The sequence below is a fragment of the Bradyrhizobium sp. USDA 10063 genome, assembly GCF_054063735.1.
In genome coordinates, this window is the sequence record NZ_JBSSGP010000002.1 from 1,991,291 (window position 1) to 2,006,355 (window position 15,065).

Here is a 15,065-nt window from a genome sequence, read left to right on the forward strand (position 1 = left end):
GATGACAGGAAGAGGGCTGGGCTTACGTACGCTGGTGTTCTTTGGCGGTGCCGCACTCATGCTGGCGCCGGCGGTCGTTGCCGCGATACTCTATACAACCGCCTTGCGGCAGCGCGGCGAGGAACTGCAGGTTGAGAAGCTGATGATCCGCGGGGAACTGAGCGCCAACCTGCTGGCGCGCCGGCTTTACAGCGTTTGGAGGGATGTGGCGCAGCTGGCCACGCTGATTGATCCGAGCAACCCGATCAGAGCGCATGACGAAGTGCAGTTCCTGAGCCGCCTCGACGATCGTTATTCCTGGCTGGGAGTTGCAGATCTCGAGGGCAAGGTGCTGGCGGCCAGAGACGGAATGCTGGAGGGCGAAAGCGTCGCACAAAAACCGTGGTTCAGGCGCGGCCTGAAGGCCCCGGCGGCAATCGATCTCCATGAAGCAAAGAAGCTCGCAGACCTCTTGCCGGCATCTGCCGAACCCTACCGTTTCATCGACTTGGCTGCGCCCGTACGTCGCGACGGTTCTGTCGCCGGCGTTATTGGCGCCAAGCTGGACTGGAAGTGGATCGCGGAAGGCCTAACCGCCCTGCAGGCGCCCAGCATCGAAGTGCTCCTTCTCTCACGCGATCGGATCGTGCTGTTTGGACCGCCCGATCTCGTCAGCAAGCCCCTGAACGTCGGCTCCGCGCTGGCCGCCAGTCGGGTCAATTCCGCGTTCCTGAGCGAGCGCTGGCCTGACGGCAAAGAATACTTCACCGTGATCGTTCCAACGATAGGCTTTGCGGACCTGCCAAGCTTCGGCTGGTCCCTTCTCATCCGGCAGAATGCCGACGCGGCCATGGCATCGACCCGGCAAATGGTCCGGTCATTCTGGCTCATTCTCGGTGCCAGTGCCGTCACCGCATTGGTTCTGCTCTATCTCGCAGCCGAATGGCTGCGGACACCGCTGCGACGGCTGTCGGAAGCGGCCGAGGCTGTCGTTGTTGATCCCAACTCAAGGGCGCCCTACGCCGAAACGCGATTTGCGGAAGCGGCCAGGCTCAGCGACTCGCTGGTGCGGATGCAATCGAAGCTGATGGGCTATTCCAGTTGAGAGCTAGTAGCTCCCGGGATCGCGAAGCGAGAGGTTCGGTCGGTTCGTGGCCCCTTCCGATTCCAAGCGATGGCTGACCAGCGTCCGAAACGCGCACCAAAGCCGGCATCCGCCCAACACTCAGAGTTTACGGCTTCACGCCCCGGTTCAACTGCTGCAGCAGATCATCCGCCCGTCGCAGATCGGCTGACGTCTCGGCGGAGGAGAATTTCGCCTTCGCTGATGCGAGCACCTCTCGCGCCTCGGCGAGGCTGCGCCGGCTGTTGTTTCTCTCCATCAGGAGGTGCGCGAGGCTGATTGCAGTTCGCAATTCCCAGCCGACGGCCTCTAACTTCCTTGCATAGGCAAGCGATCGGCGGAACAGGCGGATGGCGGCAGCGTCGTCGCGATGCGGCTCAGTGCACAGCAGCGAACCGTGAATCCGGTAGATTTCCGGAGCCAGCCAGCGTTCGCCGGTCTGCTTGATCAGGGATTCGGCCGAAGTCACCAGCGCGAGCGCCCTGTCCTTCTGCCCGATCCGTCCGAACTCCGTCGCGAGCAGCGCCTTGTAGAGCGGAATCTGAATGCATCGATTCTCCGCCGGCAGCTTGCCGATCAGGGCGGAGAGCTTCTCGAGCACGACCGGCGCGGGGCCCCGCGCCGCCAGTGCCGAGGTCGCCCATAGCGGACCGATGACCTGGTACATCGGATAGCCGTAGTCGGCGGCGACCTTCATCCCGTGCTCGACACAGGCCAGATTGGCCGCGAGGTCTCCCTCATACCAGTGATCGCCGACACCAAGGATGTGGGCGAGCGCGATCATGAAGGGATGGCCGATCTCGTTGGCAAGCCGCCTTGCGGATTCACAGCACTCCCTGGCCCGGTTGGGATGGCCGAGCAGCCATTCGATGTGTCCGGAATAGACGAGCGCGACGACGAGCGGATCGTGCTGATAGGTTTGAACCAGCTTGCCGTGCTCTTTCGGATTGTAGCGCGCTTCAATCGCGACAGCCAATTCGCGTGCTTCCTTCAGACGGCCGGTGAAGAAATTGGCGATCAGCGCCGCGGTCGACGCCATCAGGATGGCCTCGCCGTCACGCCACTCCTCGGCGCGCCGGAGGAAATCCTGCGAATGCTCGAGCACCTTGGCGAGCTCGCAATTGACCAGCTTGGCCACCGCTACACCAAAAAGAACGGCAGTCTTCTCGCGGATCGTCCCATGGCTGCCGGAGAGCTTCAGCGCCCGATGATAGGGTTCGTAGACGTTCGGATCGGACCAGCCCGCAATCGCGGTGTAGGCCATCGCAAGGTTGGACTGCAGCGCGATCTCGGCCTCGTAGCGGCGCGACGAAGCAGGCAGCTTCGACAGCAAAGAGAGGCCCTGGCGCAGATGCGCCACCGCCTCCTTGGTGGCCGATCGGCGGAGCGCGGCCTTGCCCGCCTGCAGCCACGCGTCGATGGCCTCCGGAATGTTTTCTGCCTGCGCGTAGTGATAGCCCAGGACGGCCGGCTCGCAGCTCTCTCCGATGTCGGCCCGCTGCAGCAGCCAGGACGCGGCGCGCGCATGCAGCTTGCGCCGATCCTCCTTCAATAGCGAGGAATAGGCCGCCTCCTGAATCATCGCGTGCTTGAAGGCGAACAGCGTGCTTTCCTGCTCGCTGATGCGATACGCAATGCCGGCCCGCTCCAGGGCCTCAAGTGCTGATATCACCGATTCGTCCTGGTCCGGAAGCAGGCTGAAGATGCCCCGATAGTCGAACTGCCGCCCGAACACGGAGGCGATCTGGGCCACGCGCTTTGCGGTCCCCAGACGGTCAAGACGCTCCATCAGGGAATCGTGGACGCTTGCCGGCACCAGCGGGCCGGGCAATTTGCCGTGGTCGGCGCCACTCTCGATCGCCCCGGAATCCACCACCGCCCGCGTGAACTCCTCGATGAAGAGCGGCACGCCGTCGGTTCTCTCGACAATCTGGTTTGTGATCCGCGGAAGGAACTCGATGCCGGCAACGGCGGCCACCATCTGCTCGCACTCGGCTGCTGCCAGTTTCTGCAAAGTGATGCGCTTGATGGTCGGACCCGCTAGCCAGCCTGCCTCGTAGTCGTCGCGGTGCGTGATCAGATACAGGACGCGCTCGCGCGCGCAGCGCGCGACCACCCGTGAGAGAAGGTCGGCGCTCGTCGGATCGATCCACTGGACATCCTCGACGATGAACAACACCGGCTTCCTTCGCGACGCCGCCACGAGAACCTCGGTTATCACCTGGAAGGCACGTGCACGCTCGGATGGTGAACCGAGATCGGCAGGCTCGTAGCCTTCGCACGCCGGTACCGACAGCAGTGACCCGTAATAGGGCAGCGCCTGCTCGACATCGAAGCCGGCCCTCGCCAGCAGATAACGCAGCTTCGTCAGCGATAGAAGCGGGTCGTCGGTCTCGTGGATGCCGGTTGCGCGCTTCAGCCGTTCGATCTCCGGCGCAAGCGGCGTATTGACGTGAAATGGCGAACACTGGACCGAGAGAACATCAACCGCGGACCGATCAAGCGAACTTCGAAACTCGCGGATCAGGCGTGACTTGCCGATGCCGGGCTCGCCGGAGATGATACCGACGCGTCCTGCTCCCCCGAGGCTCTGCGCCCACAGTTCGGCCAGCAGCGCGCGTTCATCGTAGCGGTTGACCATCGGCGGAAGCGGCAAGGTTCGCGCGCGATCGAACCTGCTTTCACCAGGCGAAACGGCGTTCACGCGCCAAGCCTCGGCCGGCTCCTCGACGCCCTTCAGCCGGCGCCTGCCGAGCGGCTCGCAATCGAACATGCCGCGGATCAACTCGTAGGTCCCCGAACCGATGACAACAGCATTCTCGCCGGCGAGACCTTGAAGGCGCGCCGCGACGTGCACCGAGCTGCCGAACACTTCCCGCCGCTCGGAAGGCTCGCCAGGCACGCTGCCGACGACAACAGGTCCGGTGTTGACCCCGATCCTCACCCGCAGCCGGAGGAAGCTGCCGTCCGACATCTGGAATTCGCGTTCCTTGATGGCGGCGGTGATGGCGAGCGAGGCGCGCACCGCGCGCTCGGGATCGTTTTCGTGCGCCTGCGGCACGCCGAAATAAGCGAGCAATCCGTCGCCGATCATTCTGGCGATGTGGCCGCCATAGCGGCAAATCTGCTCGTTGCAGAGATCGCGATAGGTTCGGATGACCGCGAAGAACTCCTCGGGATCGATCCGCTCGCTCAGAGGTGTCGACCCGATGAGATCGACAAACACGACGGTAAGCTGTCGGCGCTCGGCCTGCAGGCCCGCCATGTCAACGTTTGGCAGCGCCGCAATCAGCCGAGGTCCATCAAATCGATCCGGGTTCGCCTGCCCGCTCAAGGTCCAACCATGTTGAGCTTCCGCCGTACCTGCAGGGACGCAAGGTACACGGCAAGCCGCATCCGATTGATGCTACCGAGAGGCCGATGCTGCTGCAAGCAGTTCCACGGGCTGAACATCATGCGCTCGCCATCGAACACCCGATCCGGCCTCAGGAAATTCTGCCTCGGAATCCTGATCTGTCCGATCGACACGGTGCGGTCGCGGGGACGGGTCCACTGCAGGAGAGCGTTCTCGACCTCCTCCGGTGTAGCCGCATGGCGCACCTTCACAGCGAAATCGAACACGACATCGTCTCCAGGTGGAGCTAGATCGCGCAGCATCGCCTCCTGGAGAAAATTCTCGGATCGCGATCCGAAAAGAAGACTCCACCACGACGGGACATCGTTCTGAGGCCGCACGGGACCGACGACGTAGCGCACGACATGGTGCTCGCCCAACAAATAGGGGGACATGCTGTGATAGGTCGCAGTCAGCGGATTGCCGATCCTGACGAGAGCGGTGCGAGCGACCGTGACGGACTGGCAAGGATGGCGAACGGCAAACACAATCAATTTCAGAGTCCGGTCAAACCTCTGGCGCCAGGTCCCACTCGGAGCCATAACCGCTTCCATGAACTCGGAATAGTCGGTCACGTTCTTGCAGAAGAACACCGGGAAGCTGCTGAGCAAGAAATCGTGCTCGCCGGCGGGCGCTATGCGGGGCTCGAGGCCACGAAGAATGGTCTCGCCTGCGACGTCGTGAAGCTTGATCGACATGCCACGGCCGTCGGACTTGCGGTCGCTATATCGCTGGCCCTTTCCGTTGGAGAACCGAACGATGGTCGGATAGCGGGCGCCCGGACGAAACAGCGGTGTCGAGAACTCGGCGGGAAGATCATGCCGGACGACGAATTCGGCGCTGACGCATCCATGAGCCTTGGCGTGCTGATCGCGCATCGCGCAGACGGAACGGTCCGTGGCCTTCATCTCACAGTAGTTCTTGATGACCAGGTTTGCGGCGAGGCGCGCCATGCTGGCGATGAGAGTCGCCTCGCCCGGCACCGCGCGCTCGAATTTCGTCAGCGGCATCGGTCGGTCCTGCAGCTCCAGCGCCTCCGTAAGCTCTTTGTATCTTGCCGGCGTCGGCTCTGAGCTCCGCGCCGTCGGCCTGGGAGCGAGTTGCACGGATTGGCGGAACATTTGCGAGAAACGCCGGAGGTCGCGCACCACACGAAACGACTGAACGACCGGATCTTCCCGCGGCGCTTGCGCGAGAGAAACCGCACTGCTTCGACGGCGGCCGCGCAGCCATCGCTGGATGGTGTCCCGATTCATGCGACGTCAACTCGGCCGGACGCCAGCAGGCCGAGCGCGGCCAGGCTTGGAACGAAGAAATAGTCGCCGCCCTTGGTGGTAACGAAGCGCGGGATGTCAAAGCATATGAACGGTCGTCGTCCGCTGGCTTCGTCGCCCGGGATCATCATTTGCGCGCTGCGACGACCGCCGATCATTGGACGGTTGCCGGCGATCGGGTCCGTATCGTTGCCCTGCTCGAAATCGTCGCCGAAGTTCATCCATTTCTGCTGCACGAACTCGAACTGGTCGAAACCGGAATTGAGCGCAATGAAAATGATGCCGCGCTTTTCCTGGCCCTCGGCTTCCTCCTCCTTGCCCGGTGGCAGATATTTGCCGTAGGCGATTCCGCGCCGGATCAACCGGTGCCGGCTCATGGTCTTGCCGCCGAAGCCCAGCGCGTCGCGCGGGTTCGCGCGTCGCACATGCGCACCGAGGGGACAGCGTGCGCCGGCGGGATCGCCGGCGTAGCCGAATGTATTGCGTTTGTCCTTGCCGGGCCTGTCAGGATAGTTGATCAACGAAGACCCATCCTGCCATCGCCCCATCATCTTGGCAGCGAGAAAGTCCTGCGCGGTAACGTGAGGCGGCAGACCACCGGGAATGGCCCGGGCAAATGCGTCCGCCTGCTGTTCAAGATACTGGCGGAAGCGAACGACATCCTGCTCCAGCTTACGGAACACGAGATAGCTGCCATCGTGAGCGAGAAGGTGCGGCAGCGGCATGGGAGCCATCTCGCCGCCCTCGCCCGGGTGGCCGAGAAGAAACTCTCCGAGCGGAATCTTGCGAAATCGCCCTTTGTCATCCGGATTGCCAACGTTCTCCCGGTCTTTGGAATCACGGTCAGGCACTCCCTCGACCGCTGGGTTGCTCAAGCCATCCTCGAAACCGAAGTGCTCCTTGCGAGTCTGTTCGCCCTTGATGTGCAGCAGTCCCGCGGGCTGATCGGGCTTCAATTCCTGCACGCCGTTCGGGAGCAGATCCCTGAGCTGTTGGCAGTGCGCCACGAGCGCGTCGTCTGTCCGGCCGTAGATCGTGATCAGCATATGAACACGATGCGTCCTCCACGGATCGTCCCAGTGCTCCGGTGAACTTTCATCGATGTCACCGAGCTCGTTCGCACGACGCTTCATGCCCTCCTGAAACTCGGAAGGAAAAGTGGCGAGACTCTCCTGAGGCAGTCCGAGAGCGCGGAGGCCGTCAAAGGTAAAGGCGATGTTGAGGGTAGCGTCCGGCTTTGCGCGCCACAGTGCCGGCGTGACGGCGTCGGTACCGAGCAGCCGCCCGATGAACGCCTTGGCATCGTCCGCGCTGTGGATCGCGAAGAACAAGAACTGCGCGTGCGGAAACGACGCGTAACCGCGAAGAATATTGCCTTGGATATTGGTAAGGTTGAGCATCGCGAGACCCCTGCTCCGATCGTTGCGTACTCACAAATCTCCCGGGAGCGGCCGCTCGTTTTGGAGGCTTTCCCACATTTGCCTGAACTCTCGTTGGAGCACATCGGGAGGCCGCGGCTTGCTTTGAACCAGCTTGACGAACTCGCCAAGGCGGCGTCGGCACAACAGCGCCATCAGAATCTCGCTGACGCTCGCCTCGGGCTGGTCTGCCAGAAACAGCGTGGTCGTGAGCTGACATCGCTCGAAATATTCGGAGAGCAGATCGCGCCGATGGAGTCCCGGAAAGCCAAGGCAGTGCCCCCAAATGGTCGCGACTTCGTTTGGGATATTGCTGGCCAGGGCCTGGACCAGGGGATCGACGCTTTCGCCATCAAATCCGCACATGAACACCAGATAGTCCGACTTGAGCTTATCGAACTTCGCCGGCGTGCCCTGATAGGCGAGACGGTCGACAATGAACAATCGCGCCATGTGGATGATCGGCACGTGGCTGAAAGGCGAGCCGCGCGGATAGGTTCCGGTATCATCCAGCGTGCGCAGAAACGCTCGCAAATCGTCCGATCGATTGGTTGCGATCGGAAACAGGCCTGTGAAGCCGTACTTCTCACCGTTTTGATTCGCCACGTCGCGAACTCCGTTCGACCGGCCTGCTATGTTGGTCCAAACGTACCGAGCTTGTTCTGCACGTTGATCAGCAAGCGATCGAACTCGACCGCAAACCGTTCGGGCGACAGCCCGCTTGAGCTTTGAAAAAGCTTTTCGACTTCGTTGCGCAACTCGAGTGCCGAGCGTACGTCCCGCACCGATGCGCCCGGATACGCGCTATAGCAATGATCCGACTCGATCTGGTTGCGCTGGATATAGGCCTTCAGCGGCCCGACCGGACGGGCGAAGGGATATCCGACGCTCCAGAACCAGACAAGGTCGAGCGGCTTGTAGAGCACGTCGGCGAAGGCTTCGATGTAAGGTCCCCAGGGACCGTTGAACGTGCTCAGGAAGAACAAATAATCGTAGTGCAAATCTTCCACCGGCTGACTGTCGCCCAGGCGCGGAAAGCTATCGCGCCTGACGATGACCCAGTGAACAAAAGGCAGAAACGCCAGCTCCTTCGCGGTGGCTTGGGTCGACTTGACTCGATCGAAGATAAACAGCAGCGCCCAGACGACAAAGGTGCCGACGCGCGTCATCGGCGTTATCACGTTGAAAGTAACGGCCTTGCCTAATCCGTACTGATTACGTGCGCGATCAGCCATGCAACGTCTCGCCATAAATTAAGGTCAGCTCGGCGACACGAAGGCTCGGGCTCACCTGTAAAATAATACCCCAGGCAATAGTACAACGTCAGGTAATAACGTTACTACTATTATCGAAAGTCGCTGGTCCGTCCAGTGCAATGAACGCTGTCGTGCACGACTAACTTTCGCACATCCGGCATGGCTTGCTAATACCGACCAACATCAACCAGCATCAAAGGTCTGTCATCCAGCGTGACAATGCATGTGATCGCGCGGTTCAGCGACAGCACGCCGACGGCTTCGACGATGTGAGCAGCCACGCCGGCGCACCGTCCGTCGGCGGCGCCATGCCGGCGGCAATCTTGCGCTCGGGCTGATCGGCCGGTTGCTGGGAGACGGCGTGGATTTGCCCGGCTGCGCCTGGCTGATCTCGCGTGGACCGAGGAGATCTCGCCGCACATGATCCACGCGCGGCCGTTGTGGAATGCGAGGCCTAGTACCGGCCGCCACGCGTTTTCCAAGATGGGGGAGGTTATCCCATAGCCGCTCTGCCCGTCGCCCGAGCCAAAAAACCTCGATTTCGCAGGTTTTTAGTGCCGATGCGTACCAATACGGGACAAATCACGGGGTTTTAGGCCCGCGGAGGTTGTGGTATTCGGAACCTTTAGAATTAGTCCGGTTTGGTGTCGAATGATGGACCTCGCCCCCGGGAATTCCGCCAGCACCATGCGCATCGGTGTGCAACCCATCGCGGTCACCGCAGTCGGACTCTTCCTGGTGCTGTTCGGGATCGGCGCGATCGCACTGTACCGGGTCACTACCGGCACGTCGCCGGAGTCCGATCGCGTCGTCGCCAGCCGGCAGTTGCAGGCCCGCACCGCGCAAGTGTCCGAACAGCTCGTCGAGAAGACCAAGGGGTTGGAGGCGACCCAGCAGGAGTCCATCGACCAGCTCCAGATGGTGCAGGACCAGTTGCAAACGATGCGCCGGATGCTCGCCTCACAGCAGGCCGAAACCAAGAAGCTGTCCGAGCAGGTCACGGCGCTGACCGAGGCTGTCGAGGGCCTGAGGCAATCCTTCGCCAGTGCCCAGGCCAATGAGCCTGCCGCCGAGCCGGTCCGCAAACGATCGCGGTCGCAAGCGGTCCGCGGCGGGCGCAAGCGACGCGGCTGAGCCGTTCGACGTCGCCTCAGCCCCCAGCCCGCAGCGCTTTAGCCATCTCCACCCTGTATTGCTCCGCGTATTGGTCCGCGCTGCCGAATCTCGATAGAGATTTTTTCGCCGACTTTGTGAACTAGTTCACATTCGGGAACCTATTTCCAAGGCAAGGTGCCGGCCACCGGATGGCGTGAGCCGATTTCAATATCCGGGGCTGGCAAGGTCGTTGGCGGTATACTGCGTCAACGGCCTTGTTCTTTTGGATGGCCCTGCTTCCGCCGCGGGCCCCCTTTTCTCCCGACCGCTCCGACCCGCCTCTCACGCTGGTGACTTGCCATCGGCAGGCTTTGCTTGCTGAATGCCGCCGCTTTTGAAGCCGGTCGGGCCGAAGCCCGGATCGGGTTCGATGGTTTGCAAATCATTTTGAAATGAGGCCCGCATGCGCGCTGAACCCCTGCTCACCTCGGATGTCATCGGACTGACAAAAACGGCCCCGTTCTCGCGCCGCGGCTTCATGACGGCTTCGGCCGCCGTAGCGGCCGGCTACACCCTCGCCGCAGGCCCCGTGCGGGCCGACGTGATCAAGACCGATACCGCCGGCCTCACCGCGGGCGAGGCCAAGATCAAGGTTGCCGATGGCGAGATGCCCGCCTATTTCGCGCGGCCGGCCGGCGCCAGCAATCCGCCGGTCATCCTGGTGGCGATGGAGATTTTCGGCCTCCACGAATACATCCGCGACGTGACGCGCCGGCTCGCCAAGCTCGGCGCATTTGCGGTGGCGCCCGACTATTATTTCCGCAAGGGCGACCTCACCAAAATGACCGACATGCAGCAGGTCTTGCCGATCGTGAATGGCAAGCCGGACGCTGAGCTGTTGTCCGATCTCGACAGCACCGTGGCCTGGGCGAAATCGCAAGGAGGCGACACCTCCCGCCTCGGCATCGTCGGCTTCTGCCGTGGCGGACGCACGGTCTGGGAATATGCCGCCCACAGCACCGCGCTGAAGGCCGGCGCGGCGTTCTATGGCCCGCCGGTCGACCCGCAAAATCCGGTCTGGCCGAAGAGCCCGATGCAGCTCGCGCCCGAGAAGAAGGCGCCGGTGATCGGCTTCTATGGCGAAGCCGACACCGGCATCCCGGTCTCGCAGGTCGAGGCGCTGAAGGCGGCGCTTGCCGAGAACAAGAAGACCGCCGAGTTCAAGATCTATCCGGGCGCCCCGCACGGCTTCCATGCCGACTATCGCGCGAGCTACCGCAAGGAAGCCGCCGAAGATGCATGGGCGCAGATGCAGGCCTGGTTCAAGAAATACGGCGTGCTGAGCTAGAGCGTTTTCGAGCGAAGTGGACACCGGTTCGCGTGAAGAAAACGCGTCAAGACAAGGCGCGCGCTCCCTCTCCCGCGCTCGCGGGCGAGGGACCAAAGCGCGTTGCGACTGCTCGCTCAGCCGAGATGATCTCGATTGCGCGGCTTGGTCAATTGCCGTTCGACTTCCCAGAGCATCAGCACAAAGGCGGCGCCCAGGCCGACGACGATGCCTAGAAAGACGAAGGTGAAGGCGGCGGTGGTGAGCGTGTCCAGCATTTCGAAAACCGCTGCAGTCGACGTACCAGCCCCTATGCAGAAATGATGCGGCCTCGATGTGCAAAACACCGAGGCTGCATCGATCATTCCCGATAATTTTCGCTGCAATATCGGCTGAGATCAGTCGCAGACGTCAACCGCCCTGATGCGCCAGCCATATGACGTCCAAACGCGCTGCTGGACGACGTAGCATCCGCCGTAGCCGGCATTGTCGTAATAGCCGTAGTAGGGATCGCCGTAGTCGTAATAGCCATACGGCCCACCGCCGTAGAGCCCATAGCCGAGACCTACACCGATCGCTGCGGCGGCAAACGGAAATCCACGACGATAGCCCCAGTAGCCGGGACGATATCCGAAGCCCGGACGGTACCCAAAGCCCGGACGGTAGAAGCCGCCACGAAATCCGGCCGAACGGAAGCCGCCGGCGCCGATCGCGGCCGAACGGAAACCGCCTCCGCTGAACGCCGCACCGCGGAAGCCTCCGCCGCCAAAACCGCCGCCGCGGAAACCACCGAATCCGCCACCGCGAAAGCCACCGCCGCCAAAGCCGCCTCCATGAAAGCCGCCGCCACCGAACCCGCCGCGGGCGGACGCCGTATCTATTGTCAAAATTCCAAGCGAGGCCACCGCCAGCAAGGCAACCATCGTTTTACGCAACATACCGTTCCTCCATCACGGCCTGCCCATACCGGCGCGGCCTGCGCCAGCCATCGCAAGCACTGCCGATAGTCTAGAGCGAGTTCCGGTCATGCGCCTTGACGACGCGCTCACTTCTGCGCGACCGGCACGTCACGCAGGACAGAGCTAGCAGCCTCTGCAGATACCTCTGATCTTGCGATCGAGCTGTGCGCTCTCCGCGTCGATTGCAGTATCCTCCTTGGTCCTGCCCGCAGCCGCACCGGTCGTGGTACCCGGGCCGGAGGACTGTGCAGTACCAGCGCTGTTGGTCCCTCGCGGCGGGTTCGCCAGTCCAGTGGTACTATTGGTGTTGCCGGGGTTGATGGCCTGATTGCTCTGCCCGCCGACATTCGCCGAACCGGAGGGCGCACCACCGATGCCAGTGGTCCCAGTGGCGCCGCCGGTGCCGGCGGACGCTCCGCCGGCCGCGCTTCCCGCGCTTGCGCCACCGCCGCTTCCTCCCCCTTGGGCAAGCGACATCGCAGGTGCAGCGAGGACAGCGAAAGCCGTGATGAAGATCGCAAGCGATTTCCTGGTCATGAGCGTCTCCCTTATTTTGTACTGCTAACGACAGGCGAAGCCGGCCGTTCCCTTCCGGAACCAAACCGTCCGGGAGCCATTGGGCCTTACGCAGTGCAAGGTGCGAGGATGCGCAAACTGATCGCTTTCGACGAGGATACGTTCGACAAGCTCAAACAGCTCGGCCGCGACAGGATGGCGACGTTTCAGGAATTGGCCGATGAAGCGTTCGCGGACCTGCTCAAGAAGCACGGCATTCCGATCGATCTGCGCGACGCGCTACGCAAGAGCGCCGCGCAGTCGAAGACGGATACTGCCAAGTCTACCGTCAAGTCGCCGAAGCCGAAGCCAAGGAAGTGACGCACGCGTGACGACAGACGGATCGGGCCCTTCAACCGATCTTGCGGAGGCCCTTTTTGAAGCGCGGCCCGTTGAGCTGATAGAACTTCGCCGCGCTTCCCATCTTCGCGACCTGCGCAGGATCCAATGTCCGGATCACGCGCGCGGGCGAGCCGATGATCAGCGAGTGCGGCGGAAATTCCTTGCCCTCGGTGATGACAGAACCCGCGCCGACGATGCTCTCGCGGCCGATCCGCGCGCCGTTCATCACGGTCGATCCCATGCCGACCAACGCGCCGTCTTCCAGCGTGCAGCCGTGCAGGATCACGTTGTGGCCGACGGTGACGTTCTTGCCGACCACCAACGGAAAGCCGAGGTCGGTATGGCAGGTAGAGTTGTCCTGGATGTTGGAGCCTTCGCCGATCTCGATCCACTCATTGTCGCCGCGCAACACCGCGCCGAACCACACGCTCGCCCCGCTCGAGAGGCGCACCTTGCCGATCACAGCAGCGGTTTCCGCGATGAAATAATTGCCGTCGGCCGGCAGATCGGGCCCCTGCCCGTCCAGTTCATAGATCGCCATGGATGTCTCCTCTTTCGAGGGCGACATTGGCACAGCGGTCAAAGGCTTTTCAAGCGAGCGACTACCGAGATTACCGTCGGGAACAGCGGTGGAAGCAGCGTTCAGACGAGGACGCCGGCGGCGCGCAGCGTCATCAGGAAAAAGGTGCCCGACATCAGGCTCCAGAAGCCGGCGATGATGGTCGCCATCATCACGAATTCGAAGCGGCGGCGTTCGATCCTGGCGCCGCGCAGCGTGTTGCGCATGATGATGAAGGGCGCGGCGAACACCAGGAACGGCACCGCAGCGAACGCCCTCGGTGCCGCGCCTTCCTGCAACAGGCCGAAGCCGGCCGGCCGCTGCGCCATCGCCTGATAGCCGCTGGTCAGAGCGCCCGCGAGCGCGAAACCGATGAACAGAGCGAAGAACGAATTCAGCGCTTCGGGCGACATGGCACACTTCCGCTACTCAACAGACCGCGCGCTTCATTGGCAAAATTGCCGCTCCGCCGCTACATCATCCTTAAGAAAGGGTTAACATCCATCGCGAGCCCGCCGCGTTTGCGCATGGCTCATCGCTTGCCGGACTCGGTGAAATCATACGGAAGTCGGGCCGACGCGTGGCATATTCGCGGGATGATTCGGCATCACGCGAACCAATCCATTCTCGTTCGATGACACTGCTCTCGACGGCCCAGCACCTCGCGCGCGACACGCGCAGGAATCCGCGCGCCCATATCGTCCCGATCCTGATCGCGGCCGTCCTCGCCTGCGGCGCGATCGCGCTGGTCACCTACCTGTTGTGGCCGACCTGGACCACGGTGCCCTTGAGCGATCCGTCGCGGCTGCCGGTGAGCGTCGGCGGCACGCTGTTCAACGTGCCGACCGCGGCGGTGCGCATGAAGATCCAGCGCCACTCGGGCGCGCAGGAGCGTGTCGATCTCAGCTTTTCCTATCCCTCGCTCGACCCGCCGGCGCCGCAGAAGCATGTCAGCGCCGAGACGGTGGAGGACAAGGTGCAGCCGATCGACCGGATCTTCCTCTCGATCGCAGCCCATCACGATCAGCTTGCGCCCGACATCCGCGTGCGCACGATCTATCCGCGCTATCTCGATCAGGCGGCAAGCACGGACGACGGCCTGACGATGCGCGCGTTCCGCGACGGCTCGCCCTATGGCGGCGAGGATTTGTTCACGGCGACGTCGCCCACCCTCAGCGCCCGCTGCACGCGCGATGCGCCGACGCCCGGCATGTGCCTGAGCGAACGCCGCATCGACGGCGCCGACTTCACCTTCCGCTTTCCGCGAAGCTGGCTCTCACAATGGCGCGACATCGCCACCGCCATGGACCGCCTGACGACGCAATTGCGCGGCCCGAAGGGGTAGCTCCGTCATTGCGAGCGGAGCGAAGCAATCCATAGTGCCACTCGCTGAGGCGTGGATTGCTTCGCTCCGCTCGCAATGACGGTCTTAGCCGATAGGCCTACTCGACCAGCTATTTCGTAGGGTGGGCAAAGCGCAGCGTGCCCACCTTCGCTTGCACCGACCGTGAATGGTGGGCACGCTTCGCTTTGCCCACCCTACAGACTAACCCCTCCCCTCACCCTGAGGAGACCGCGCAGCGGTCGTCTCGAAGGGCGAGGCCACCGGCGGGGCCTCATGGTTCTTCGAGCGATGCGCAGCATCGTCTCGACACGCGCTCCGTGTCCTCACCATGAGGATCGACAACGGAGTGATCCCTTTCATTGCGAAGCTATTTCGTAGGGTGGGCAAAGTGCAGCGTGCCCACCATTCTTGCGCGCTCGTGAAGGTGGGCACGCTACGC

General features: G+C 62.7%; 16 protein-coding genes. 5 read left to right on the forward strand and 11 right to left on the reverse strand.

Features of this window, described 5'->3' with window-relative positions:
- Position 1: 1 nt before the first annotated feature.
- Positions 2-1,084 (forward strand): hypothetical protein, encoded by a 1,083-nt coding sequence (locus ACVJGD_RS11800; RefSeq protein WP_456634503.1) that lies wholly within the window; start codon positions 2-4, stop codon positions 1,082-1,084.
- 127 nt (positions 1,085-1,211) lie between these two features.
- On the opposite strand, the gene ACVJGD_RS11805 is transcribed toward ACVJGD_RS11800, so the two are convergent.
- The 5 genes from ACVJGD_RS11805 to ACVJGD_RS11825 all read right to left on the reverse strand — a co-directional run bounded on the left by ACVJGD_RS11805 (position 1,212) and on the right by ACVJGD_RS11825 (position 8,423).
- A complete protein-coding gene (locus tag ACVJGD_RS11805) occupies positions 1,212-4,367 on the reverse strand; it encodes an AAA family ATPase (protein ID WP_456634504.1) in 3,156 nt (1,051 codons plus the stop codon).
- 65 nt (positions 4,368-4,432) lie between these two features.
- Positions 4,433-5,506 (reverse strand): catalase, encoded by a 1,074-nt coding sequence (locus tag ACVJGD_RS11810; RefSeq protein WP_456634505.1) that lies wholly within the window; start codon positions 5,504-5,506, stop codon positions 4,433-4,435.
- A 242-nt stretch (positions 5,507-5,748) separates the two neighbouring features.
- Positions 5,749-7,170, reverse strand: coding sequence for a Dyp-type peroxidase (locus ACVJGD_RS11815; protein ID WP_456634506.1), 1,422 nt, complete (start codon positions 7,168-7,170; stop codon positions 5,749-5,751).
- Between the two features lie 30 nt (positions 7,171-7,200).
- The gene (locus ACVJGD_RS11820; protein ID WP_456634507.1) at positions 7,201-7,794 is read right to left on the reverse strand and encodes a hypothetical protein; all 594 of its coding nucleotides are present in this window, start codon (positions 7,792-7,794) and stop codon (positions 7,201-7,203) included.
- A 26-nt stretch (positions 7,795-7,820) separates the two neighbouring features.
- On the reverse strand, positions 7,821-8,423 hold the full coding sequence (locus ACVJGD_RS11825) for a hypothetical protein (protein WP_456634508.1): 603 nt from the start codon (positions 8,421-8,423) through the stop codon (positions 7,821-7,823).
- 672 nt (positions 8,424-9,095) lie between these two features.
- Between ACVJGD_RS11825 and ACVJGD_RS11830 the strand changes: the two genes are divergently transcribed.
- On the forward strand, positions 9,096-9,578 hold the full coding sequence (locus tag ACVJGD_RS11830; RefSeq protein WP_456634509.1) for a hypothetical protein: 483 nt from the start codon (positions 9,096-9,098) through the stop codon (positions 9,576-9,578).
- 303 nt (positions 9,579-9,881) lie between these two features.
- Here the strand turns inward: ACVJGD_RS11830 and ACVJGD_RS11835 are convergent, their stop codons facing one another.
- Positions 9,882-10,004, reverse strand: coding sequence for a hypothetical protein (locus ACVJGD_RS11835; protein WP_456634510.1), 123 nt, complete (start codon positions 10,002-10,004; stop codon positions 9,882-9,884).
- Positions 10,005-10,077: 73 nt separating this feature from the next.
- Between ACVJGD_RS11835 and ACVJGD_RS11840 the strand changes: the two genes are divergently transcribed.
- Entirely contained in the window at positions 10,078-10,887 is an 810-nt protein-coding gene (locus tag ACVJGD_RS11840; RefSeq protein WP_456640232.1) for a dienelactone hydrolase family protein, read from the forward strand.
- Positions 10,888-11,003: 116 nt separating this feature from the next.
- On the opposite strand, the gene ACVJGD_RS11845 is transcribed toward ACVJGD_RS11840, so the two are convergent.
- From ACVJGD_RS11845 to ACVJGD_RS11855, 3 genes are all read right to left on the reverse strand, one after another.
- On the reverse strand, positions 11,004-11,144 hold the full coding sequence (locus ACVJGD_RS11845; protein ID WP_456634511.1) for a hypothetical protein: 141 nt from the start codon (positions 11,142-11,144) through the stop codon (positions 11,004-11,006).
- A gap of 120 nt (positions 11,145-11,264) precedes the next feature.
- Positions 11,265-11,804 (reverse strand): hypothetical protein, encoded by a 540-nt coding sequence (locus ACVJGD_RS11850; RefSeq protein ID WP_456634512.1) that lies wholly within the window; start codon positions 11,802-11,804, stop codon positions 11,265-11,267.
- A 144-nt stretch (positions 11,805-11,948) separates the two neighbouring features.
- Positions 11,949-12,362 (reverse strand): hypothetical protein, encoded by a 414-nt coding sequence (locus ACVJGD_RS11855; RefSeq protein ID WP_456634513.1) that lies wholly within the window; start codon positions 12,360-12,362, stop codon positions 11,949-11,951.
- A 108-nt stretch (positions 12,363-12,470) separates the two neighbouring features.
- Between ACVJGD_RS11855 and ACVJGD_RS11860 the strand changes: the two genes are divergently transcribed.
- On the forward strand, positions 12,471-12,701 hold the full coding sequence (locus ACVJGD_RS11860; protein ID WP_456634514.1) for a hypothetical protein: 231 nt from the start codon (positions 12,471-12,473) through the stop codon (positions 12,699-12,701).
- Positions 12,702-12,732: 31 nt separating this feature from the next.
- On the opposite strand, the gene ACVJGD_RS11865 is transcribed toward ACVJGD_RS11860, so the two are convergent.
- Positions 12,733-13,263 carry a gamma carbonic anhydrase family protein gene (locus tag ACVJGD_RS11865; RefSeq protein WP_456634515.1) on the reverse strand — a complete coding sequence of 177 codons (531 nt, stop codon included), beginning with the start codon at positions 13,261-13,263 and terminating at the stop codon, positions 12,733-12,735.
- Between the two features lie 101 nt (positions 13,264-13,364).
- Entirely contained in the window at positions 13,365-13,694 is a 330-nt protein-coding gene (locus ACVJGD_RS11870) for a DUF6949 family protein (protein ID WP_456634516.1), read from the reverse strand.
- Positions 13,695-13,915: 221 nt separating this feature from the next.
- On the opposite strand from ACVJGD_RS11870, the gene ACVJGD_RS11875 reads away from it, so the two are divergent.
- Positions 13,916-14,626: a hypothetical protein gene (locus ACVJGD_RS11875; RefSeq protein WP_456634517.1), complete on the forward strand. Its 711-nt coding sequence runs from the start codon at positions 13,916-13,918 to the stop codon at positions 14,624-14,626.
- Positions 14,627-15,065: the final 439 nt, after the last annotated feature.